Source organism: Burkholderia sp. BE17 (assembly GCF_009362305.1).
Lineage (GTDB): Bacteria > Pseudomonadota > Gammaproteobacteria > Burkholderiales > Burkholderiaceae > Burkholderia > Burkholderia pyrrocinia_C.
In genome coordinates, this window is sequence record NZ_WHNU01000009.1 from 144,561 (window position 1) to 164,885 (window position 20,325).

General features: G+C 67.4%; 20 protein-coding genes. 10 read left to right on the forward strand and 10 right to left on the reverse strand.

Annotated elements, in window-relative coordinates:
• Positions 1-34 precede the first annotated feature (34 nt).
• From GD429_RS10535 to GD429_RS10550, 3 genes are all read right to left on the reverse strand, one after another.
• Complete coding sequence (locus GD429_RS10535) at positions 35-658, reverse strand: HAD hydrolase-like protein (RefSeq protein WP_152856882.1); 624 nt, start codon at positions 656-658, stop codon at positions 35-37.
• A 342-nt stretch (positions 659-1,000) separates the two neighbouring features.
• The gene (locus GD429_RS10545; protein WP_152856883.1) at positions 1,001-1,267 is read right to left on the reverse strand and encodes a Txe/YoeB family addiction module toxin; all 267 of its coding nucleotides are present in this window, start codon (positions 1,265-1,267) and stop codon (positions 1,001-1,003) included.
• Positions 1,264-1,524, reverse strand: a complete 261-nt coding sequence (locus tag GD429_RS10550; RefSeq protein ID WP_152856884.1) for a type II toxin-antitoxin system Phd/YefM family antitoxin — start codon at positions 1,522-1,524, stop codon at positions 1,264-1,266. The genes GD429_RS10545 and GD429_RS10550 overlap by 4 nt, the downstream gene beginning before the upstream one ends.
• Before the next feature lie 224 nt (positions 1,525-1,748).
• On the opposite strand from GD429_RS10550, the gene GD429_RS10555 reads away from it, so the two are divergent.
• Together GD429_RS10555 and GD429_RS10560 are read left to right on the forward strand one after the other, a co-directional pair.
• Positions 1,749-2,192, forward strand: a complete 444-nt coding sequence (locus tag GD429_RS10555) for a GNAT family N-acetyltransferase (protein ID WP_321574514.1) — start codon at positions 1,749-1,751, stop codon at positions 2,190-2,192.
• 57 nt (positions 2,193-2,249) lie between these two features.
• Positions 2,250-2,468 carry a DUF1653 domain-containing protein gene (locus tag GD429_RS10560; RefSeq protein ID WP_006480837.1) on the forward strand — a complete coding sequence of 73 codons (219 nt, stop codon included), beginning with the start codon at positions 2,250-2,252 and terminating at the stop codon, positions 2,466-2,468.
• A gap of 23 nt (positions 2,469-2,491) precedes the next feature.
• On the opposite strand, the gene atpC is transcribed toward GD429_RS10560, so the two are convergent.
• Together atpC and atpG are read right to left on the reverse strand one after the other, a co-directional pair.
• Positions 2,492-2,950, reverse strand: a complete 459-nt coding sequence (gene atpC, locus GD429_RS10565; RefSeq protein ID WP_152856885.1) for an ATP synthase F1 subunit epsilon — start codon at positions 2,948-2,950, stop codon at positions 2,492-2,494.
• A gap of 11 nt (positions 2,951-2,961) precedes the next feature.
• The gene (gene atpG / locus GD429_RS10570; protein WP_152856886.1) at positions 2,962-3,831 is read right to left on the reverse strand and encodes an ATP synthase F1 subunit gamma; all 870 of its coding nucleotides are present in this window, start codon (positions 3,829-3,831) and stop codon (positions 2,962-2,964) included.
• A gap of 146 nt (positions 3,832-3,977) precedes the next feature.
• Here atpG and GD429_RS10575 point away from each other — a divergent pair, with 146 nt between their 5' ends.
• The 4 genes from GD429_RS10575 to fabI are packed head-to-tail and all read left to right on the forward strand — an operon-like array spanning position 3,978 to position 8,088.
• A complete protein-coding gene (locus GD429_RS10575; protein ID WP_152856887.1) occupies positions 3,978-4,949 on the forward strand; it encodes a phosphate acetyltransferase in 972 nt (323 codons plus the stop codon).
• A gap of 10 nt (positions 4,950-4,959) precedes the next feature.
• Entirely contained in the window at positions 4,960-6,168 is a 1,209-nt protein-coding gene (locus GD429_RS10580; protein WP_152856888.1) for an acetate/propionate family kinase, read from the forward strand.
• A gap of 8 nt (positions 6,169-6,176) precedes the next feature.
• Positions 6,177-7,298, forward strand: coding sequence for an alpha/beta fold hydrolase (locus GD429_RS10585; protein ID WP_152856889.1), 1,122 nt, complete (start codon positions 6,177-6,179; stop codon positions 7,296-7,298).
• 28 nt (positions 7,299-7,326) lie between these two features.
• Entirely contained in the window at positions 7,327-8,088 is a 762-nt protein-coding gene (fabI, locus tag GD429_RS10590) for an enoyl-ACP reductase FabI (protein WP_152856890.1), read from the forward strand.
• A gap of 20 nt (positions 8,089-8,108) precedes the next feature.
• Here fabI and GD429_RS10595 read toward each other — a convergent pair whose 3' ends face one another.
• On the reverse strand, positions 8,109-9,320 hold the full coding sequence (locus GD429_RS10595; RefSeq protein WP_152856891.1) for a winged helix-turn-helix domain-containing protein: 1,212 nt from the start codon (positions 9,318-9,320) through the stop codon (positions 8,109-8,111).
• 429 nt (positions 9,321-9,749) lie between these two features.
• Positions 9,750-11,138, reverse strand: coding sequence for an MFS transporter (locus GD429_RS10600; protein ID WP_152856892.1), 1,389 nt, complete (start codon positions 11,136-11,138; stop codon positions 9,750-9,752).
• Between the two features lie 319 nt (positions 11,139-11,457).
• On the opposite strand from GD429_RS10600, the gene treA reads away from it, so the two are divergent.
• Positions 11,458-13,185: an alpha,alpha-trehalase TreA gene (gene treA, locus GD429_RS10605; protein WP_152856893.1), complete on the forward strand. Its 1,728-nt coding sequence runs from the start codon at positions 11,458-11,460 to the stop codon at positions 13,183-13,185.
• Positions 13,186-13,302: 117 nt separating this feature from the next.
• Here the strand turns inward: treA and GD429_RS10610 are convergent, their stop codons facing one another.
• Together GD429_RS10610 and GD429_RS10615 are read right to left on the reverse strand one after the other, a co-directional pair.
• Positions 13,303-14,790: a carbohydrate porin gene (locus tag GD429_RS10610; protein ID WP_152856894.1), complete on the reverse strand. Its 1,488-nt coding sequence runs from the start codon at positions 14,788-14,790 to the stop codon at positions 13,303-13,305.
• A 118-nt stretch (positions 14,791-14,908) separates the two neighbouring features.
• Positions 14,909-15,178 (reverse strand): hypothetical protein, encoded by a 270-nt coding sequence (locus GD429_RS10615; protein WP_152856895.1) that lies wholly within the window; start codon positions 15,176-15,178, stop codon positions 14,909-14,911.
• Between the two features lie 1,058 nt (positions 15,179-16,236).
• Between GD429_RS10615 and GD429_RS40400 the strand changes: the two genes are divergently transcribed.
• Positions 16,237-16,374, forward strand: a complete 138-nt coding sequence (locus tag GD429_RS40400) for a hypothetical protein (protein WP_193727094.1) — start codon at positions 16,237-16,239, stop codon at positions 16,372-16,374.
• 115 nt (positions 16,375-16,489) lie between these two features.
• Positions 16,490-18,136, forward strand: coding sequence for an Nramp family divalent metal transporter (locus GD429_RS10625; protein WP_152856897.1), 1,647 nt, complete (start codon positions 16,490-16,492; stop codon positions 18,134-18,136).
• A 125-nt stretch (positions 18,137-18,261) separates the two neighbouring features.
• Here GD429_RS10625 and GD429_RS10630 read toward each other — a convergent pair whose 3' ends face one another.
• The gene (locus GD429_RS10630; RefSeq protein ID WP_152856898.1) at positions 18,262-19,167 is read right to left on the reverse strand and encodes a helix-turn-helix transcriptional regulator; all 906 of its coding nucleotides are present in this window, start codon (positions 19,165-19,167) and stop codon (positions 18,262-18,264) included.
• 285 nt (positions 19,168-19,452) lie between these two features.
• Here GD429_RS10630 and GD429_RS10635 point away from each other — a divergent pair, with 285 nt between their 5' ends.
• Positions 19,453-20,286, forward strand: coding sequence for a helix-turn-helix transcriptional regulator (locus GD429_RS10635; protein ID WP_152856899.1), 834 nt, complete (start codon positions 19,453-19,455; stop codon positions 20,284-20,286).
• Positions 20,287-20,325: the final 39 nt, after the last annotated feature.

The window sequence follows — 20,325 nt, forward strand, 5'->3', positions numbered from 1 at the left end:
GTGCGGATTCGAGCGTGCGATTCGCTCGAAAGCGTCACACGCGATCGAGCAGTGCATCGAGGCGTGGCAGCAACGGCGTCGCGCAATGCGCCTGCAATGCGTCGGGTGCGGTGTAGCCCCACGCGACACCCTGGAATGCGATGTGCGCGCGTCGTGCCGCGTCGGCATCGCGGATTTCGTCGCCGACGTACAGCACTTCATCGGCGCGCACGCCGGCCTCGCGAACGAGCGCGCGCAGACGCCGTGCCTTGCCGAACAGCGGAATGCCGCACGCGAAGGTATCGACGCGGCCGCTGGCATGCGGGCCGAGCCGATCGCGCACGATGTCCTCGCTGTTCGACGTCGCGATCGCGATGCGGATGCCGCGCGCGGCGAGCGCGGCGAACGTTTCGTCGACGCCGGGGAACAGCATCACTTGCGCGACGCGCGGCCGCATCAGGCGGCGCATGTCGATCGTCACGCGCGGCACTTTCCACATCGGCACGTCGAGCGAGCGGATGATGTCGCGCGCCGACATGCCGCGCAGCGCCGGGCGCAGCTCGGGCGTGGCGTCGCGAAAGCCGTGCAGGCGCGACGCTTCCGACAGCGCCGCGAGAAAACAGTCGAGCGAATCGGCGAGCGTGCCGTCGAAGTCGAAGGCGATGAGGCGGTAGGGCATGACACGACGTGACGAGTTTATGGAGCAGGCGACATTGTCACCGAATCGAGGCCCGTCGCCTGCACGACCGGCTGCGCCTGCGGCGACGCGAGAAAGTCGAGCAGCTTCTTCGCATCGTCCGCTTCGGCCGGCAGCGTCGCGGACGCGAGCGCGATTGTGAAAGGCCGGCACGGGCTACATCATCCACCGAAATGCGTGTGCCGTTAAGCGGGTGAGTGCCGCGAGCGTTACCGGCCGGCGCGCGACGCACGAAAGCCCGGCCGTTTCCGCTGAAGCGTTGCAAGGCCGATCGGGCGCTGCCGGCGCCGTGAGGCAGGCAGAGAGGGTGGTGCTTCGGGGGAGCTACTCGTAGTGATAGCGACAGGACACGATGCTGATCTGAAGGTCGTCAGCCTCGTAGACCAGGCGGTTCGTGTCGTCGATACGGCGCGACCAGAAGCCGGAGAGATTGGCCTTCAAAGGTTCGGGTTTGCCGATGCCTTCGAACGGCGTTCGCTGGGCTTCACGAATGAGCTGGTTGATGCGCTTGAGCGTCTTGCGATCCCGCTCCTGCCAATAGACATAGTCGTCCCACGCGTCGGAAGTAACGAGCACGCGGCGTACGCTCATTCACCATCCTCGGCGAGCTTGCGTTCTTTCGCCTTGCCCTTGCGCAGTTGCGCGATCGAACGTTCGAGATGGGCGACGTTGGCCGGCGAGCGCAGCAAGTGAACCGTCTCCATCAGGCTGTCGTAGTAATCCTGCGACATGATGACGGCGTTCGGTGCATCGCGGCGCGTGATGAGCGTCACGTCCGCATCGTCGACAACCTGGTCGATGACGGTCTTCAGATTACCGCGGGCATCCGAGAAATGAATCGTGCGCATGATTTGCCTCACTTGTACATATAACCGTACAAATATAGCGCGGTTGATGAATATGTACGGGTTACCGTACAAGTTGCCGGGTGAGTGTATGTGGTTGCGCGGCACCGTCCGGCAAGAGGATTCTCACCTGTCGTGCAGCAGCGGCGTGTTGGTGCCGCTTGTAGCCCGCCGCGCAGCGCGGTATCGTCGATGCTCCGCCTTCCGCCCCCCACCGGAGAACAGACGTGCCCGCAGCCACCCCCGCCACGCTGAGATTTTCCACCGACAAGCGCGAACTCGACATCGACGCGATCTTCGACTTCCTGCATCGCGACGCATACTGGTCGCAGGGCATTCCGCGCGATGTGGTCGAGCGGGCGATCGAGGGTTCGCTGTGCTTCGGCGCGTATGTCGGCGACCGGCTCGTCGGCTTCGCGCGGCTCGTCACGGATTACGCGACGTTCGCGTACCTGTGCGACGTGTTCGTGCTGCCGGCCGAACGCGGCAACGGCTACGGCCGCGCGCTGATCGACCACGTGTTCGCGCAGGAGATGGTGCAGCGCCTGCGCCGCATCATGCTCGTGACGACCGACGCGCACGAACTGTACCGGCCGGTCGGCTTCGGGCCGTCCGCGAATCCCGAGCGGCTGATGGAGATCCGCCGCCCCGACATCTACGCGAAACGCTGACGCGCGGCGCAGCGCATACAATATGCGCTTTCCGTTTTTGCCGAAGAGAAGCACATCATGACCGAACAGGAAGCCGAACAACTCGCGACGCATCGCCACTACAAGGGCGGTTTGTACCGTTACATCGGCGTCGCCCGCCATTCCGAAACCGAGGAATCGGTGGTCGTGTACGAGCATCTGTGGCCGCATGCGCGCGGGCTGTGGGTGCGGCCGGAAGCGATGTTCAACGGCAACCTCGAAGACGGCACGCCGCGTTTTCGCAAGTTGCGCGACTGAGCGGGCGACACGGGAGCCGGCGTCTAGCCGGCGCCGCCCGGTTTCTCGTGCGACGCGTGTTGCCGCAGCGCCATCGCGAAGAAGCGCCGGATTTCATCCATCAGTTCCGCGCGGGCCGACGCGAAATCGATCGCGCGCCGGTTTTCGTGCGCATAGCGCCGGCGCCAGTCGTCGGCCGCATGCCGCGCTTCGCGTGCACGCAGATCGTCGAGTTCGGGCGTGCGCAGCGCGTGATCGGCGATCAGCGTCACGCCGTCGCGGCTGACCTCCAGCACGCCGCCCGCGACGAGGAGGCGGCGATGCTCGCCGGTCGGCGCATCGACGAGCGTCACGACGCCGGGCCGGATCCGCGTGAGCAGCGGCGCGTGGTGCGGGTAGATCCCCAGTTCCCCGCTTTCCCCCGGGACGACGACGAAATGTGCGTCGCCGGCATACAGCACCGCTTCCACGCTCAGGATGTCGAGCCTCATCGATGTCGTCATGCGTGCCCCCTTCAGACCGCCGCCGCGCCGGCGACGATTTCGCACAGCTCGGTGGTGATCTGCGCCTGTCGCGTCTTCTGGTACAGGTGCCGCAGTTCGCGCAGCACGCGATCGGCGTTGTCCGTCGCGGTCTGCATGCTGAACATCCGCGCGCATTGCTCGCACGCGTAGTTCTCGACGACGGCCTGATAGAGCATTGCCTCGACGTAGCGCAGCAGCAACGTGTCCACGACCGGTTTGGGCGCGGGCTCGTAAAGATAGTCGGATGCTTCCGCGGCAACGGCCGGCGCGCCGGTGTCGAGCCCCGCGACCGGCAGCATCGCATCGATGCGCGGCTCATACGCGAGCGGGCTCGTCAGCCGGTTGTAGGCGACGTGCACTTCGTCGAGCTCGCCGTTGACGAACGCGGTCAGCGGCACGAGCAGCGCACCGAGCAACTGGTCGAAGTGCGGCTCGGCGGCCAGGCCGCTCGCACGCGCCGCGATGGTCGCGCCGTGGCGCATCAGCGGCGCGATGCCGCGCGCGCCGATCACGCTCAGTTCGCAGGTGACGCCGGCCTGGTCCCAGCGTTCGAGCGCATCCACGCATGCGACGAGCAGCCGCGCATTGAGCGGGCCGCACAGCCCGCGATCGGTGCTGACGACGATCAGGCCGATGCGGCGCACGGGATCGCGTCGCGCCATCAGCGCCGACACGTGGTCGGGCCGGTCGCGCAGCACGCGTTCGGCCATCGCCCCGATGCGCGCCGCATACGGGCGGAACTCGCGCGCGCGCCGCTGCGCGCTCGCCATCTTGGTGCGCGCCATCATTTCCATCGCCTTGGTGATCGTACGCGTGGACGACGTACTGGCGATCTTCGAGCGGATTTCGCGTATGTGCATGGCAGAGTGGGCGTCGCGGCCATCCGAATGTCATCGTGTGGATTCATGCTATCGGGACTTCACCTGAAACGATTGACGAGCGTCAAACGATTTCGCCCGGTCCCGCACCAGAATCCGTTCACGTGATCCTCGCGAAGGGGTATTCGATGACCGATTTCCGCCAGCACCAGAAGTACGACGCGCTGATTGCACGTTGCCGCGCATTACGCCCGGTGACGGTCGCGGTCGCGCATCCTTGCGACGAGGTATCGCTGCACGCGGCCGTCGCCGCCGCTCGGGCCGGCGTCGTCGTGCCCGTGCTGGTCGGCCCGGTGGCGCGCATCACCGCACTTGCCGCGACGCTCGGCGTCGACCTGTCCGGTTATCGGCTCGTCGATGCGCCGCACAGTCACGCGTCGGCCGCGCGCGCCGTCGAGCTGGTGCGCTCGGGCGACGCGCAGGCGCTGATGAAAGGCAGCCTGCATACCGACGAGTTGCTGGAGGAAGTGGTGCGCGCCGATACGGGGCTGCGCACCGGGCGGCGCCTGAGCCACGTGTTCATCATGGACGTGCCGACTTACCACAAGCCGTTGTTCATTACCGACGCGGCGGTCAATATCCGTCCGACGCTCGAGCAGAAGGCCGACATCGCGCAGAACGCGATCGATCTCGCGCACGCGCTCGGCATCGCCCGGCCGAAGGTCGCGATCCTGTCGGCGATCGAGACGGTCAGCTCGAAGCTGCCGTCGACGCTCGACGCGGCCGCGCTGTGCAAGATGGCCGAGCGCGGCCAGATCGCCGGCGCGCTGCTCGACGGGCCGCTCGCGCTCGACAACGCGATCAGCCCCGAAGCCGCGCGGCTCAAGCATCTCGGTTCCGCGGTCGCGGGCGATGCGGACATTCTCCTCGCGCCCGACCTCGAGGCGGGCAACATGCTCGCGAAGGAGCTGACGTTCCTGGCGAACGCCGATGCGGCCGGCATCGTGCTCGGCGCGCGCGTGCCGGTGATCCTGACGAGTCGCGCCGACAGCGAACGCACGCGTCTCGCGAGCTGCGCGGTCGCGGCGCTCGTCGCGGAGGCGGCGCGTGCCACGGTGGCATCCGTAGCTGCGCCGGCCGTTGCGGCCGACGCACACTGACGGGGCCGCGATGCGATATCCGGTGCTGGTACTCAATGCCGGCTCATCGAGCCTCAAGTTCTCGGTCTACGACACGCGCGAGGATCGTTCGCTCGACGCGGGCTTGCACGGGCAGGTCGAGAACCTGCACGGCACCCCGCATCTGTTCGTGGCCGACGCGCACGGCGCGACGCTCGCCGACAGCCCCGTCGCGCGACCGGGGCACCAAGGCGCGATCGAAGCGCTGCACGCGTGGTTCTCGGCTCACGTCGGGCGGGAGGCGGCGTTCGACGGCGTCGGGCACCGGGTCGTGCACGGCGGCCCGTATTTCACCGCGCCGGTGCGGATCGACACGCGCGTGCTCGATGCAATAGCGTCGCTTTCGCCGCTCGCGCCGCTGCACCAGCCGCATCACGTCGACGCGATCCGCGCGGTCGCCGCGGTCGCGCCGAACCTGCCGCAGGTCGCGTGTTTCGACACGGCGTTCCATTCGACGATGCCGGCGCTCGAACGGGAGTTTGCGTTGCCGCGCGCGCTGACCGAACAGGGGATCGTGCGCTACGGTTTCCACGGGCTCTCGTACGAATACATCGCGACTGCACTCGCGGGACTCGATCCGTCTTGGGCGCAGCGCCGGACCGTCGTCGCGCACCTCGGCAACGGCGCGAGCCTGTGCGCGCTCGCGAACGGCCGCAGCGTGGCGACGACGATGGGGTTCACGGCCGTGGACGGGTTGCCGATGGGCACGCGCACGGGCGCGCTGGACCCGGGCGTGATCCTGTACCTGCAGCGTCACGAGGGCCGCTCGCTCGACGAGGTCGAGCATCTGATCTACGAGGAATCGGGCTTGCTCGGCGTGTCGGGGATGTCGAGCGACATGCGCACGCTGCTCGCGAGCGACGCACCGTCGGCCGCGCACGCGGTCGAGCTGTTCGCGTACCGCGCGGCTCGCGAACTCGCCGCGCTGGCCGGCGTGCTCGGCGGTCTCGACACGCTCGTGTTCACGGCGGGCATCGGCGAGCACGCGCCGCGCGTGCGTGAACGGATCTGCAGCCGCGCGGCGTGGCTCGGCATCGCGCTCGACGACGCGGCGAACGCCGCCGGCCTGCCGGTGATTTCGAGCGACGCGTCGCGCGTGACGGTGCGCGTGATCCCGACCGACGAGAACCTGATGATCGCGCGGCACACGCGCCGCGTGCTGGACGACGCGATCCCTTCCACGCCGTATTCGACCCGGTGAAACCTTCGATGACAGCACGCGACACGTCTTCCCCCGCCGTCAGCGCCCCCGCGCTGCCGATGTTCTGGCCGATGGCCGCCGCCACGGCGATGTTCGCGGCCGGCTCCGAGATCGCCGCGCGCAATCTCCGTTTCCTCGCGGAAGAGGAGAAGCTGCATTTCGAAGTGCATCCGGCGCTGGCATCGGCGAACCGGCCGTTGCTGGAACTGCGGACGATGACGCTTCGCGATTATTCGGCCGCGCCGGCGCACGGGCTGCCGACGATCGTCGATGCGCCGTACGCGGGGCACAGCGCGATGATCGCCGACTACCAGCCGGGGCAGAGCCTGATGCAGACGCTGCGCGAGCACGGCGTGACGCGCCTGTACCTGACCGACTGGCGCTCGGCCACCGAGGACATGAAGGATCTCGAGATCGACCAGTACCTGGCCGAGCTGAACGTGTGCGTCGACGAACTCGGCGGCCGCGTGAATCTCGTCGGGCTGTGCCAGGGCGGCTGGATGTCCGCGATGTATGCGGCACGTTTCCCGCACAAGGTCGCGAGCCTCGTGCTGGCGGGCTCGCCGATCGACACCGACGCGGGCGACGGCCCGATCAAGCGGATGGTGCACATGTATCCGACGTCGTTCTACGAGGAACTCGTTGCGATGGGCGGCGGCCTGATGCGCGGGCGCTTCATGCTGCGCGGCTGGAAGAACATGCATCCCGACCAGCACTATCTTGCCGAGCACGTCGACCTGTACGAGCATCTCGACGATCCCGAATACCTGCGCAAGCGCGAGGTGTTCGCGAACTGGTACGAAAGCCCGATCGACCTGCCGGGACGCTGGTACCTGCAGGCGATCGTGCAGATCTTCAAGGAGAACCGGCTCGCGAAGGGCACGTTCGTCGCGCTCGGGCGCACGCTCGACCTGAAGGACGTCGCGTGCCCGGCCTATCTGCTTGCCGGCGAGGCCGACGACATCACGACGCCGGAGCAGGTGTTCGGCGCGCGCGACCGGCTCGGGACGCCCGCGTCGCGGATCGAGAGCCGGCTCGTGCCGGGCGGCCATATCGGCCTGTTCATGGGGTCGCGCACGCTGAAGACGGTGTGGCCGGACATCGCGCGCTGGATCGCGGCGCCGCGCTAGTCCGGCGCGGATCGACACGGGGGGCGGCATGACGTTGCGATACAAGCGGGGGCTCGTCGTCGGCATCGCGAACGAGCAGAGCATCGCGTGGGGATGCGCGCGTGCGTTTTGCCGGGCGGGGGCCACGCTCGCGGTGACCTGGCAGTCGGAGAAGACCTTGCCGCACGTCGAGCCGCTGTTCGCGCAACTCGACGCGCCGATCCGGATGCCGCTCGACGTCGGGCGGCCCGACCAGATGGCGGCGGTGTTCGACGCGATCGCGGAGCAATGGGGCGCGATCGACTTCGTGCTGCATTCGGTTGCGTATGCATCGAAGGCCGATCTTCAAGGCCGCGTGGTCGACAGTTCGCCGGAAGGCTTCTCGTTGGCGATGGATATCTCGTGCCATTCGTTCATCCGGATGGCGAGGCTCGCCGAGCCGCTGATGGCGCGAGGCGGGAGCCTGATGGCGATGAGCTATCTCGGCGCGGAGCAGGTCGTCGCGAACTACGGGGTGATGGGGCCGGTCAAGGCCGCGCTCGAATCGAGCGTGCGGTACCTGGCGGCCGAACTCGGCGGCACGGGCATTCGCGTCAACGCGATTTCGCCGGGCGCGCTGCCGACGCGCGCGGCGTCGGGCCTGCCGGACTTCGACCGGCTGCTCGACGACACCGCACGCCGGGCGCCGCTGCATCACGTGCTGGACATCGACGACGTCGGCGCGTTCTGCGCGTTCCTTGCGAGCGACGGCGCACGGGCGATCACGGGCGGCACGCACTATATCGACGCAGGCATGCACATGCTCGGCTAGTGCGCCGGCGGCATGCGGCGTCAGGTTTGCGCGAATGCCTGCACGAGGGCCGGCGGCGCATGCCTGACCGTGACCTCCGGCGTGCCGTGCCACGCCGCGAGCTTCTTCACGGCCTTCGCGACGTCGGCCGCGAGCCCCGTGCCGAACCGCACGCCCGGCTCGACATGCACGGCCTTCAGTTCGAACGTGCCGAGCGTGCGATGCGCTTTCGCGTCGACGCGGCCGACCAGCCGGCCGCGATGCAGCACGGGCAGGCAGAAATAGCCGTAGCGCCGCTTGTGCTCGGGCGTATAGCACTCGATCGTGTAGTCGAAACCGAACAGCGTCGATGCGCGCCGCCGGTCCCATACGACGGGATCGAACGGCGACAGCAGCGTCGTGACCGTCGAGCGCAGCGCGTCGGCCGCGGCGGCCGGCAGCAATGCGTCGAGCGAGCGGTGCACGTAGGCAGGCTCGTTCCAGTCGTCGATCTGCACCGGAATCAGGTCGCCCGCGTCCGCGAGCCGCTCCAGCTCCGCGCGGTACGAACGGCGCGGCAGCCGGTAATAGTCGGCCACCCAGTCCGCGCGCACGACGCCGAGCGCGCGGCACGTGTAGTCGAGCAGCGCGGGCAGCACGGCGTCGCGCGGCGGCAGGTCGCGCGTGTCGTCCCAGCCGGGCAGCACGCGCTCGCGCACGTCGTACACGCGCTGGAAATTGCGGCGCTCCGACACCATCAGGTCGCCCGTCGTGAACAGCACTTCCAGGTGACGCTTCTCGGGCTTGCGGTCCCACCAGCCGTTGCCTTTCGCGCCATCCTCGCGAACGAAGTCCGCCGATCGCACCGGGCCTTCGTCGCGAATCCGCGCGAGCAACCGCTCGATCTCGTCGCGATTCTGCGCGTGCCACTCGGCCGCGTATTTCCAGCCCATCCCCGACGGATCGAGCATCTTGTAGCGCATCAGGCCGAACTGCTCGACCGGCAGGAAGCACGCTTCGTGCGACCAGTATTCGAACAGGCGGGCTTCGGCGAGATGCTCGTCGAGCCACTGCGGCGAGAAATCGCCGAGACGGCTGAACAGCACGAGATACGGGCTGCGCGCGACGACGTGGATCGTATCGATCTGCAACTGCGCCATCCGGCGGATCGTGTCGAGCACGTCGGCCTTGGTCGCCTTGCGGCGGGGCGGCGTCAGCAGGCCCTGTGCGGCGAGATGCAGCGCGCGGGCGGCGGCGGGCGAGAGCGTAAGCATCGGGATGGCGGCGGTGGTGGCGGTCGGCGATCACTTTAGCGCGAAAGCGGCGCGCGCGTGCGACGCACCGATGCAACGCATCTGACAATGCTTGACAGATGCGTTTCGCAAGTTTCCCTATAGTGCAGGACATGGCGCGACGACAAGTGCGCGCAACGATTCCGCTTCCGACGCACATACGTCCATGGCACGCAGGAAGCGAATCCGGGATTCTCAACCCCCATCGGGAGACCCGGAGCCCTGAGCGGACATCCATGCGGCTGAGCACCGGCCCCGTGTGGATGTCCGCTGATTTTTTTGTTTTTCCGGTTTTTCGCAGGCTGCCGCGCGACGTGTGATGCCGCGGCGCGCGTTTCCCCAGGCCGCACGCGCGGAACAGGTCGTCGTGACTTGCCGCGCCGCAACGCGGCGAACCGAAGTGCTTCCCGCTTATTGCCGCTTGCCGCGCGCGACTTCGTCGCCGGCGCCGGGCGGCAGCCGCCGCGTGATCGGAATCGATGCGAACGAGCACAGCCCGACCACGACGAACGCCGGCCAGAAATCCGACCACACCATCGTCTGGTGGCCCTGCAGCCAGTGGGACACGTGCAGCACGATGCCGGCCACCGTCACGCCGAGCCCGAGCGACATCTGCTGCACCACGCTGCCGAGGCTCGTGGCGCGGCCCGCGTCGCGCGGCGAGATGTCCGCGTAGATCATCGAGTTCAGGCTCGTGAACTGCAGCGCGGGGAAGATGCCGCCGACGAGCACGATCAGCCAGATCGCCCAGGTTGCCATGCCGGGATGGAACACGCCGTAGGCGGCGATTGCGAGCCCCGCGAATGCCGCGTTGTAGATCAGCACCGTGCGAAAGCCGAAGCGGCGCAGCGTATGCGTGGCCGTCGAGCGGCTCATCGCGCCGCCGAGCGCGGACGCGCACGTGATGAGCCCCGAATGGAACGCGCTCATGCCGAGCCCTTCCTGCAGCGCGAGCGGCAGCAGGAACGGCACCGCACCGAGGCCGATGCGGAACAGCGACCCGCCTACGACGCTCGCATGGTAGGTCGGGATCTTCAGGAAGCTGAGATCGAGCACCGGGCGCTCCTTGCGGCGCGCGTACGGCACGTAGAGCGCGAGCAGTGCGATGCCCGCCACGCACATGACGATCGCGTTCGAGCGCGAGGTGAGCGAGCCGTCGAGCAGCGTGAGGCCCATCAGCAGCGACGCGGCGCCGCTTGCCGACAGCAGGAAGCCGAACCAGTCGAGCGGGCCCGGATCGGGCTCGTGCGTGTTCGCGATGTGCTTGCTCGCGAGATAGATCCCGTAGATGCCGATCGGCACGTTGATGAAGAAGATCATCCGCCAGTGCAGGTAGGTCGTGATGAAGCCGCCGACGAGCGGCCCGACCGTGGGCCCGAACAGCGCGGGAATCGCGAGATAGTTCATCGCGCGCACGAGATCCGAGCGCGGCACCGCGCGGAAGATGATGATGCGGCCGACGGGCACCATCATCGCGCCGCCGACACCTTGTATGAAGCGCGCGAACGTGAGCACGCCGAGGGAATTGGAGGCCGCGCACATCAGCGAGCCGACGACGAAGATGCCGATCGCGGTGCGGAAGACGGAGCGCGCGCCGAAGCGGTCGGCGAGCCAGCCGCAGATCGGGATGAACACGCCGAGCCCGACCACGTAGGCCGTGATCGCGATGTTCAGCGTGACGGGGTTGTGCCCGAAGTCCCTCGCCATCGCGGGCAGTGCGGTGACGATGATGTTCGCGTCGACGCTTTCCATGAACAACGCACAGGCAACGATGAGCGGTGCTAGAAAGACGGGCGACATGGGCTGGGCGCGCGGTAAAGACGCCATTATGCCCACAATGTGGTCGTTGCGTCACGCGCGACACCGGTTGTTCCGCATGTTGCAACAGTCGTTCCTGTTCCCGCGCGCGAAAGAAGAGACGACCGCGGCGCATGACACGACACATGACATCGCCCGGTCGCAGCGACCGCGAAACTTGCGTGCGGTGCGCGTTTCATGCGACAGTCGGACCCACTCGCAACACAACACGACGCGCATCGATCGACGGCCATCGAGACGAGCGCGCGCGCGAACGAGACCTCGTGCCGAGCCACTCACCATCGAAAGGAGGGGACACGCCATGACGTCACGTCGTGCCGCATCGATTGCATCTCGCTTCCCGCGTCATCACGCACCGCATCTCGCACTGCCCGCGCCGCGTCTTCGCTGGGCCGCCGCACTGGCCGTTGCATATCTCGCCGTCGCCGGCTGCGCCGCGCAGGCCGACAATGCGAACCAGGCCGCCGCTCAGGCAGCCAGCCAGTCGGCCGTGCCGGCCGCGGCCGCGATTGCCGGCCCCGCATCGGGCACGCTGCCGCCGCCGCCGAGCCAGCTCTACGGCGACCTGTTCGTCGCGGTGCAGACCGCACAGATCTATCCCGACCAGAAGACCTTCGTCGACGCGACGCCCGATACCGATCCCGCGACGATCGTGCAGTTGTATCAGCAACAGAAATCGCAGCCGGGCTTCTCGCTGAAGGCGTTCGTCGGCCAGCACTTCACGCCGCCCCCGGAAGGCGGCGTGACGCCGCCGCCGAACCAGACGCTGCGCCAGCACATCGACTGGCTGTGGCCGCAGCTCACGCGCACCAGCGTAACGGTGCCGCAGTACAGTTCGCTGATTCCGCTGCCGAAGCCGTACGTCGTGCCGGGCGGCCGCTTCCGCGAAGGCTACTACTGGGATACCTATTTCACGATGCTCGGGCTGCAGGTGTCGGGGCGCGAGGATCTCGTCGACGACATGCTCGACAACTTCGCGCACCTGATCGACACGATCGGGCACATCCCGAACGGCAACCGCACGTACTACGTGAGCCGTTCGCAGCCGCCGTTCTTCGCGTACATGGTCACGCTCGCGGCGCAGGCCGAAGGCGACAAGGTCTACCAGAAATACCTGCCCCAACTGCGCAAGGAGCATGCGTACTGGATGCAGGGCGAAACCACGACGCCGCGCGGGCAGGCCGCGCGCAACGTGGTCGCGATGCCCGACGGCGCGGTGCTGAACCGCTACTGGGATGCGAGGGACACGCCGCGCGACGAGTCCTATCTCGAGGACGTGACGACCGCGAAGTCGGCGCCCGGCCGTCCTGCGAACGACGTGTACCGCGACCTGCGCGCAGGCGCGGAAAGCGGCTGGGACTACAGCTCGCGCTGGTTCGGCGACGGCAAGACGCTCGCGACGATCCGCACGACGTCGATCGTGCCGGTCGACCTGAACAGCCTGATGTTCCACCTCGAGACGACGATCGTGAAGGGTTGCACGGTGACGCGCGACGTCGCGTGCGTGACCGATTTCGCGGGGCGCGCGGCGCGGCGCGCGGCCGCGATCAACCACTATTTGTGGAACCGTCGCGGCTATTACGGCGATTACGACTGGCAGTTGCGCAAGCCGCGCGACGGCGTGACGGCGGCCACGCTGTATCCGTTGTTCGCGGGCGTCGCATGGCCCGAGCGCGCGAAGGCGACCGCGCGCGAGGTGCGCAAGACGCTGCTGAAACCGGGCGGCCTCGCGACGACAACCGAGAATACCGGCCAGCAGTGGGACGCGCCGAACGGCTGGGCGCCGCTGCAGTGGATCGCGATCGACGGGCTGCGTCGTTATGGCGAACCGGCGCTCGCGAAGGACATTGGCACGCGTTTCCTGTCCGACGTGAAGCATGTGTATGCAACCGAAGGCAAGCTGGTCGAGAAGTACGTGGTCGAAGGCGCGGGCACGGGCGGCGGCGGTGGCGGCGAATATCCGCTGCAGGACGGCTTCGGCTGGACCAACGGCGTCACGCTGAAACTGCTCGGGCTGTATGGGGAGTGATGCACGGCGAGTGACGCACGGCGGCGCACCGCGCGCTGCAAACGAACGCACGGGCCGGACTGTCGCGCAAGCGGCCGTCCGGCCCGTTTTCGTTTCCGCTTTCGTATGTGGCTTGCGTCAGAACGTGATCGTCGTGCGCACGCCGACCACCGTTTCGTCGCCGATGCGCGCACCTGCCGCGTTCGGGTTCGGGATGCCGCCGCCCGGACGGAAGAAGTGCTGCAAGTCGGCCTGCAGTTGCCACCACGGCGCGACCTGGTACTGGTAGGTCGCCTCGATGACCGTCTCCGCCCGGCGCACCGGATAGCCGGGCGTCGTGTAGGTGCCGGTGTCGCCATCCAGGCCGCGCGCATGCGAGCCGATCTTCGCGTAGCCCACCGCGATGCCCGCGACGTCGTTGTCGCGCCCCTTGAACGGCGCCTTCAGCGTCACGCCTGCATTGGCGGCGAAATCGACGATATTGCGATCGCCCGGCGCGCCCATCACGCGCGCGAACACGCCGACCGAGCGCGGGCTGTCGTCCGACGGCCGCCAGACCATCTGGTCCGCGACTGCATAGAACCCGTAGTTGCCGCGATGCGTGGCGGGAATGCCGTTGCTCGCCGGATTCGCGAGCGACAGGCCGTCGGTGCCGTAGCGCGGATCGTTCGCATGCTGCGACTGATACCAGAAGCCGAGCTTGTAGGTGCCCGGCAGGCCGGCCGGTTGCGGCGCCTTCGGGTCGGCCGGCGGCGCGTTCAGCGCGTACTGCACTTCGCCGATCACGAACGCGCCGCTGCGCAGGTTGAAGTTGGTGCCGTGCGCGTTCAGCACCTGCGCGTCGCCGTCGGTGCGGCCGGCCGGGTTGCCGTCGAATACGCCGACCATCGCGGTCCATGCGTCGGCCGGCTTCACGCGCAGCCGCACGCCGAGCGACGACAGCGGATACGCGGGGCCGCCGGACGGCAGGTCGGTGGAAGGCAGCACGGGCCAGCCGAACGTGGCGTTCATGAACGTCGCCGCGTTCTGGCTCACCATGAACTCCTGGTCGACGCTCTGCTGGCCGACCTTCACGTCGACCTTGCCGTCGAGCAACGACTGCTGGTACCAGAGCTCCCACAGGCGCGTGGTCGAATTCGCCTCGATGCCGGTCGCGGTCTGCAGCGTCTGCAGGTAGCGCTGCGTGGCGTTGGTGCCGTGGATCTGCAGCGCCGACACGTTGAACGTGCCGCCCGGCAGGCCGATCGCCTTGCCGGTGTCGACGTTGAAGCCGAATTGCGTGAGCCCCTGGTAGGCGCCGCCGCGCTTCGTGCCGCCGGACGTGTTGTACAGGTACTCGCTGGTTTCCTGCAGGCTCAGCGTGACGCCGTGATCGCCGAGCAGGTCGCGCAGGCCGCCCATGTTGCCGAGCAGGTTCGAGCGCTCCCACAGGCCGGTGGGAGCGGGCGCGGCAGCATCGGCGGCCTGTTGTGCGGGCGCGGCGGCGTCGCTCGCGCCGGCCGCCGGTTCGGCCGCGGCCGGCGGCGACGATTGCGCGAGCGCGGGCGCGGCGGCGAACGACAGCAGCAGCGCGGCGAGCGCATTGACGCGCGGCTTGCGCGGAACGGGTTCGAGATGGTTCTTCATGCGGATTCCGTTGGCGATTTGATTAGTTAGACTGAAGAAAAGAATACGTGATGCGGGACGCGTGGCGAGGCAGTCGCGCGGCGGCGCAGGGCGCGTGGCGCCCCCGCGCGTCGAGGGCTTACGGCAGCCAGCCGCCGACGCGCCACACTTGCGCGAAGCCGAGGCGCGAGGCAGCCGAGCAAAGCAGCGCGGCGAGCGCGACCGCGGCCGCCATTGCGGCGACCAGTACGCAGTCGAGCGGGCGCGGTGCCGCCGGCATGTGGGCGAGTGCCGCGCCGCGCCAGTTGCCGAGCGCGTGGGCGAGCGGCGAGAGGCCGGCAACGAACGAGCGGTCGCACGCGACGTGCACGATGTGCTTGAGTCTGACCGCGAACGATTGAAAGAACATGACGCTGCCTCCGTCCGGTCCGGCGGATGCCGGACGACATGATCGAGCGCGGGTGCATGACGCGGCCTGCGATCGGAGGTTGGAACATAACGGAGCGTGCGACTGACGAACCGGCGATGACCGGCCCGGGGGGAGGCGCGCTAACCCGGCGAATGCGAGCTAGCGGCGAAAGACATGCGTCTGGCTGCTATCTCGCGATGGCTTGGCCGGCCTGGACCGGCATCGAACTGCAACTAGAGCATGTGTCCACGGAGGGACTCCCTTGATGAATTGGGGCGGATTGTAGTCGCGACTTTTGCTGCGGTGCAAGTAAAAAACGCAGAAAAGACGATGCATGTGGCATGCGAGTCGCGCCGGCACGCGCTCGGCAAGCAGAGGGCGCTGCGGGGCGCCCGCCGTTGTTCGAATGCATCGGCGCGTGGCCGCTTCGTGAGGTGCTGAAAGGTTTCGGTACGTCATTTCAAGGGCAAATCTTTCAGCGCCGCAAGGCGGGAAATTTATTTCGGGAAATGGGGTTTGGAGGGGTTGACTTCACTTTCGGGCGGTTCATAGAATTCGGCATCTTCACTCTTGGGGCCGCCGCCTTGGACGCCTGCAGTAGTCGATCTTCGACCGAAATTTCCGCCTGAGCGACCGACGTCCGCGCCTCATCGAAGCCGCCGTTTGTCTCCCAGGCAAACGGTGCGCGCAGCAGTATTCCGCAGTAACTCCCTACGTGCACCCTGATTCGCGCCGGTTAGCGTGATGCGTTTTCGCATGCGCCGTCCGGAAATGCCGCCGCCTGGTATGCGGCCGCGTTCGCGTATGCGTTTTTCATGCGCGCGAACGGCGGCCCGCAAGCCGGACGGCGGTCAACCGTGTTCCCCGGAACACCGTACAGGAGCCGCCGTGAACGACAGTGACAGTTGTCCCATATGCCCGTTGCACGCACCGACCCTTTTGAACCCGGGTCGCAGGGACACTCCGGCCGACTAGCCTGACACGTCGTTCAGGCCCCGGACTGGCCCCGCGCCCACCACGCGGCCGGCACGCCTGCCGTCGCCGCACGGAGCCAGACCATGAACTTCGGCCTTCTGCTGTCGAACCTTCCGCACGTCACGGAATCGCGCAATCACTACGACGCGATGCTGACGCTCGAGGCCCGTCCGCGGGTGTTCTCCCGCCTGTTGAACCAGCTGAAATCGTTGATCCGCTGAAGCAGCGCCGAGCGCGCCTCGGCATGCGCACGCGCGGCTGCCTGCGGGCAGGCCCCGCGTACGCATCCCAAGGTCACACGCTCATCGGATAACCATTAGCCGTACGGAATAAATCATGTCCACGCCATCCAACGTCTCTCCACCGATCGTCGCGGAACGCAGCGCCGTGCTCGACGAAGCCCATGTCGGCGACATCCGCGGCGCGCTCGGCACGATCGCGCATCACGACACCGCCGCGCGCGGCACATGGTGGGCGCGGCTGCGCACGCTGCTCGCAATCATCGGCCCGGGCCTTATCGTGATGGTGGGCGACAACGACGCCGGCGCATTCGGCACCTACACGCAGGCCGGCCAGAACTACGGCACGACGCTGCTGTGGACGCTGCTGCTGCTCGTGCCCGTGCTGTACGTGAACCAGGAAATGGTGCTGCGCCTCGGCGCGGTCACGGGCGTCGGCCATGCACGCCTGATCTTCGAGCGCTTCGGCAAGTTCTGGGGCGCGTTCAGCGTGATCGACCTGTTCCTGCTCAATGCGCTGACGATCGTCACCGAGTTCATCGGCATCACGTTCGTGCTGGATTTCTTCGGGCTGCCGAAGGTGGCCGGCGTGTGCGTGGCCGCCGCGCTGACGATGGCCGCGGTGAGTACCGGCGATTTCAGGCGCTTCGAGCGGTTTGCGATCGGGCTGTGCGTGCTGAGCCTGCTGCTGGTGCCGGTGCTCGTGTCGATCCACCCGCCCGTCGCGCAGATGACGCGCGATTTCCTCGTGCCGAACTGGCCCGCGCACGCGAAGCTGTCGGACGTGATGCTGCTCGTGATCGGCATCGTCGGCACGACGGTCGCGCCGTGGCAGCTGTTCTTCCAGCAGAGCTACGTGATCGACAAGCGCATCACGCCGCGCTTCATGAAGTATGAAAAGGTCGACCTGTGGATCGGCATCGCATTCGTGCTGGTCGGCGCGGTCGCGATGATCGGCTTCAGCGCCGCGCTGTTCGGCGGCCATCCGGAAGCCGGCAACTTCACCGACGCGGGCGGCATCATCGCGGGCCTCGAGAAGTATGCGGGCCGCACGGGCGCGACGCTGTTCGCGGTGGCGCTGCTCGACGCGTGCATCATCGGCGCGGCGGCCGTGTCGCTGTCGACCGCGTATGCGATCGGCGACGTGTTCAAGATCCGCCATTCGCTGCATCGCGGCGTATCCGACGCGAAGGGCTTCTATCTCGTGTACTTCGGCATCGTCGCGGCCGCGGCCACGCTCGTGCTGATCCCGGGCAGCCCGCTCGGCCTGCTGACCGAAGCCGTGCAGACGCTCGCGGGCGTGCTGCTGCCGAGCGCGACGGTGTTCCTGCTCGTGCTGTGCAACGACCGCCAGGTGCTTGGGCCCTGGGTCAACTCGACGAAGCTCAACGTGTTCACGGGCGCGGTGATCTGGGTGCTCGTGCTGCTGTCGATCATCCTGACCGCGTCGGTGATGTATCCGGACATCAGCGGCGAAGCGATCGTCGACGTGCTGGTGGGCGGCACCGTGCTCGCGATTGCCGGTTATCTCGCGACGGTGCTGATCCGCCGCAACAAGCGCGTCGTCGAGCCGGGCGTCGATCGCTCGCTGCGCGACACGTGGCGCATGCCGCCGCTCGACACGCTCGAGCCGCAGAACATGACGCTCGCGACGCGGATCTGGATGGCCGTACTGCGCGGTTATCTGGTGATCGCGGTCGGTCTCGTGATCGTCAAGGTCGTGCAGATGACGCTGCTGAAGTAACGCGGATCGTCTGCCAGGAAGCGGCGCCGGACCCGGCACCGCGCCGCAACCCGCACATGCCGGCCCCTGAGGCCGGCATGTGCGTATACACGCTCGCTCACGTGACGCGAAGCGCCGCGCTGCCGTCAGATCAGCTCGAGCTTCGACGTCAGGTACGTGAGCTGGATCCGGTTCGCGACGCCGAAGCGCTTGCGCAGTTTGCGCAGGTGATAGTCGACGTTGTGCGCGCTGGTGTCGAGGCGCCGGCCGATCTCCTTGTCGGATGCGCCTTCGGCGATGCCGAGCAGCAGTTCCTGCTCGAACGGCGTGAGCCCGTTGACCGTACGCTCGCGCGACGTCGCGATCAGCTGCGGCGACGCGAACTTGTGCACCGACAGCCCGATCGACAGCGCCTGCTCGATCGTCGCCGGCGTGATCCATTCGCGCGTGCGGCGCGGCGCGGTAAAGCTCATGAACGCATGCAGCCGCGTGCCGGGCACGGCCATCGAATACATGATGCCGCTGCACATCCCGTCGTCCTGCATCGTCTGCAGGAAACCGTCGAGCGCGGCCGGCGTCACGCACGGGCCGGTGTCGCGCTCGCGGTGTTCGCGGCGCAACTGCTGCAGGTCCCACACGATCGGCATGTTGCACACGCGCGCGCCGAGCGTGCGCGGATCGACGTCGTGATGGTTGTGCCGCACGTAGTCGCCGCGATAGGTGGCCGGCGTGAACGCTTCGTGCAGGTAGAGACTTTCGACGCGCTCGCGCGCGAATTCGAGCGCGAAGTACGCGAACGTCGAGAAGCCTGTCAGGTGCAGCAGGCTCGTGACGATCCGGTTGCGCTCGGCCGTGCTCTGCGCATGCGCGAGCGTATCGGCGACGCCGAGCGTCGGCGCGTGCGGCTGCGCGACTTCGCCGCGCTTGGCGTCGTCGCACCAGACGACCTGCACGGTACGCTCCCGCAGCGCGTCCGCGCATGCGCTCAGCCCGCGCGACGGGCGGGAAAAGGTTGGGGCGACCGCTTCTTCTTGCAATGCAATATCGGACATGAGCCATCCCTCGGAATCGACGCGCATCGCCTGGCGGCGGCCGTAATCTGTACGGCATTCGCGGCGGTGCGATCGAGCTTAGTTTTTGATATGCGCCGATCGTCATCCCTGACGAAACGCGGGGGCATTGTACAAAAAATGCCGGTGTGCGCGTAATATGCCGTAATACTAAATGCAGCGAAAGGTTCATATTCGCACGCATATAACGACGACCAGAAAATCATAAAGAAAAGACCAGATCGTGACGGGGCGCAGTTTCACATATTGGGAAAGGGCGGGCTCCTCATGACACATGCTGACGGCGCACCACGCGTCGAGTGGTTTTCACAAGCCGATATAGCGGCCGCCGCCGCTTATTCGAACGAATATCAGGCAATCGATCGCGATATTTTTACCGGTATTCAAATTGCACCCGGTAAAACCGACCTTGCTCCGGCCGATTTCGCGCAATGCCATGCGCGATTGCGGCAAATCGGTTTCAGTACGCTCGGTTACGGCGCCTATGAAATGATCGGGCGCCGCATCCTGTGCGCGCATCTGCTGCGCGACCTCGCGCCGGCGACCTTCATGCAGCCGTTTATCGAAGGGATGCTGTACGAGAGCGACCCGCGGTTCGCGCAGGTGCGGCAGAGCGGCTTTCCGGTCGCGTGGCGGCTCGACGAGATCGAGTCGGCCGCGCAGGGCAGCGGCGACCGCAAGGTGCTGGCGCTCGCCGGCCATCTGCGCGCGCACGCGATGAACAGCGGCGTGATCTTCAGCCTGTCGGCGCCGCGCCTCGACCTGCGCGTCGCGGTGAACGTGACGTCCGAGACGCACGGCACCGAATGGATCGACGATCGCGTGATCGGCGGCGCGCTGGCCGTGAGCCTCGCCGTGCATCGCGTCGCGCTGCCGTTCCTCGAGGCGCGCATCGCGCGCATGCGCGGCTTCGCGCTCGGCGACGAGCAGCAGCAGGTGCTCGACCGTCTCGTGCACGGGCTGTCCGACCAGGAGATCGCGAGCGCGCTGCGCACGTCGCTGCACAAGGTCGGCCACCACATCCGTTCGCTAGAAAAACTCTTCAACGTGCAGAATCGCGCGCAGCTCGCGTACCTCGCCGCGCGGCGCTTTCTGCCCTGACCTGACGCACGCGCCGGCGGGCCGCCGAGCGATGGAAGC

Coding starts and splice junctions, on each gene's coding strand:
- GD429_RS10550 (WP_152856884.1), bottom strand. CDS start 1,524: ATGCGCACGATTCATTTCTCGGATGCCCGCGGTAATCTGAAGACCGTC.
- GD429_RS10595 (WP_152856891.1), bottom strand. CDS start 9,320: ATGCTTACGCTCTCGCCCGCCGCCGCCCGCGCGCTGCATCTCGCCGCA.
- GD429_RS10535 (WP_152856882.1), bottom strand. CDS start 658: ATGCCCTACCGCCTCATCGCCTTCGACTTCGACGGCACGCTCGCCGAT.
- GD429_RS10635 (WP_152856899.1), top strand. CDS start 19,453: ATGACACATGCTGACGGCGCACCACGCGTCGAGTGGTTTTCACAAGCC.
- GD429_RS10625 (WP_152856897.1), top strand. CDS start 16,490: ATGTCCACGCCATCCAACGTCTCTCCACCGATCGTCGCGGAACGCAGC.
- GD429_RS10585 (WP_152856889.1), top strand. CDS start 6,177: ATGACAGCACGCGACACGTCTTCCCCCGCCGTCAGCGCCCCCGCGCTG.
- GD429_RS10610 (WP_152856894.1), bottom strand. CDS start 14,790: ATGAAGAACCATCTCGAACCCGTTCCGCGCAAGCCGCGCGTCAATGCG.
- fabI (WP_152856890.1), top strand. CDS start 7,327: ATGACGTTGCGATACAAGCGGGGGCTCGTCGTCGGCATCGCGAACGAG.
- GD429_RS40400 (WP_193727094.1), top strand. CDS start 16,237: ATGAACTTCGGCCTTCTGCTGTCGAACCTTCCGCACGTCACGGAATCG.
- GD429_RS10615 (WP_152856895.1), bottom strand. CDS start 15,178: ATGTTCTTTCAATCGTTCGCGGTCAGACTCAAGCACATCGTGCACGTC.
- atpG (WP_152856886.1), bottom strand. CDS start 3,831: ATGCACATACGCGAAATCCGCTCGAAGATCGCCAGTACGTCGTCCACG.
- treA (WP_152856893.1), top strand. CDS start 11,458: ATGACGTCACGTCGTGCCGCATCGATTGCATCTCGCTTCCCGCGTCAT.
- GD429_RS10560 (WP_006480837.1), top strand. CDS start 2,250: ATGACCGAACAGGAAGCCGAACAACTCGCGACGCATCGCCACTACAAG.
- GD429_RS10600 (WP_152856892.1), bottom strand. CDS start 11,138: ATGTCGCCCGTCTTTCTAGCACCGCTCATCGTTGCCTGTGCGTTGTTC.
- GD429_RS10630 (WP_152856898.1), bottom strand. CDS start 19,167: ATGTCCGATATTGCATTGCAAGAAGAAGCGGTCGCCCCAACCTTTTCC.
- GD429_RS10545 (WP_152856883.1), bottom strand. CDS start 1,267: ATGAGCGTACGCCGCGTGCTCGTTACTTCCGACGCGTGGGACGACTAT.
- GD429_RS10580 (WP_152856888.1), top strand. CDS start 4,960: ATGCGATATCCGGTGCTGGTACTCAATGCCGGCTCATCGAGCCTCAAG.
- atpC (WP_152856885.1), bottom strand. CDS start 2,950: ATGACGACATCGATGAGGCTCGACATCCTGAGCGTGGAAGCGGTGCTG.
- GD429_RS10575 (WP_152856887.1), top strand. CDS start 3,978: ATGACCGATTTCCGCCAGCACCAGAAGTACGACGCGCTGATTGCACGT.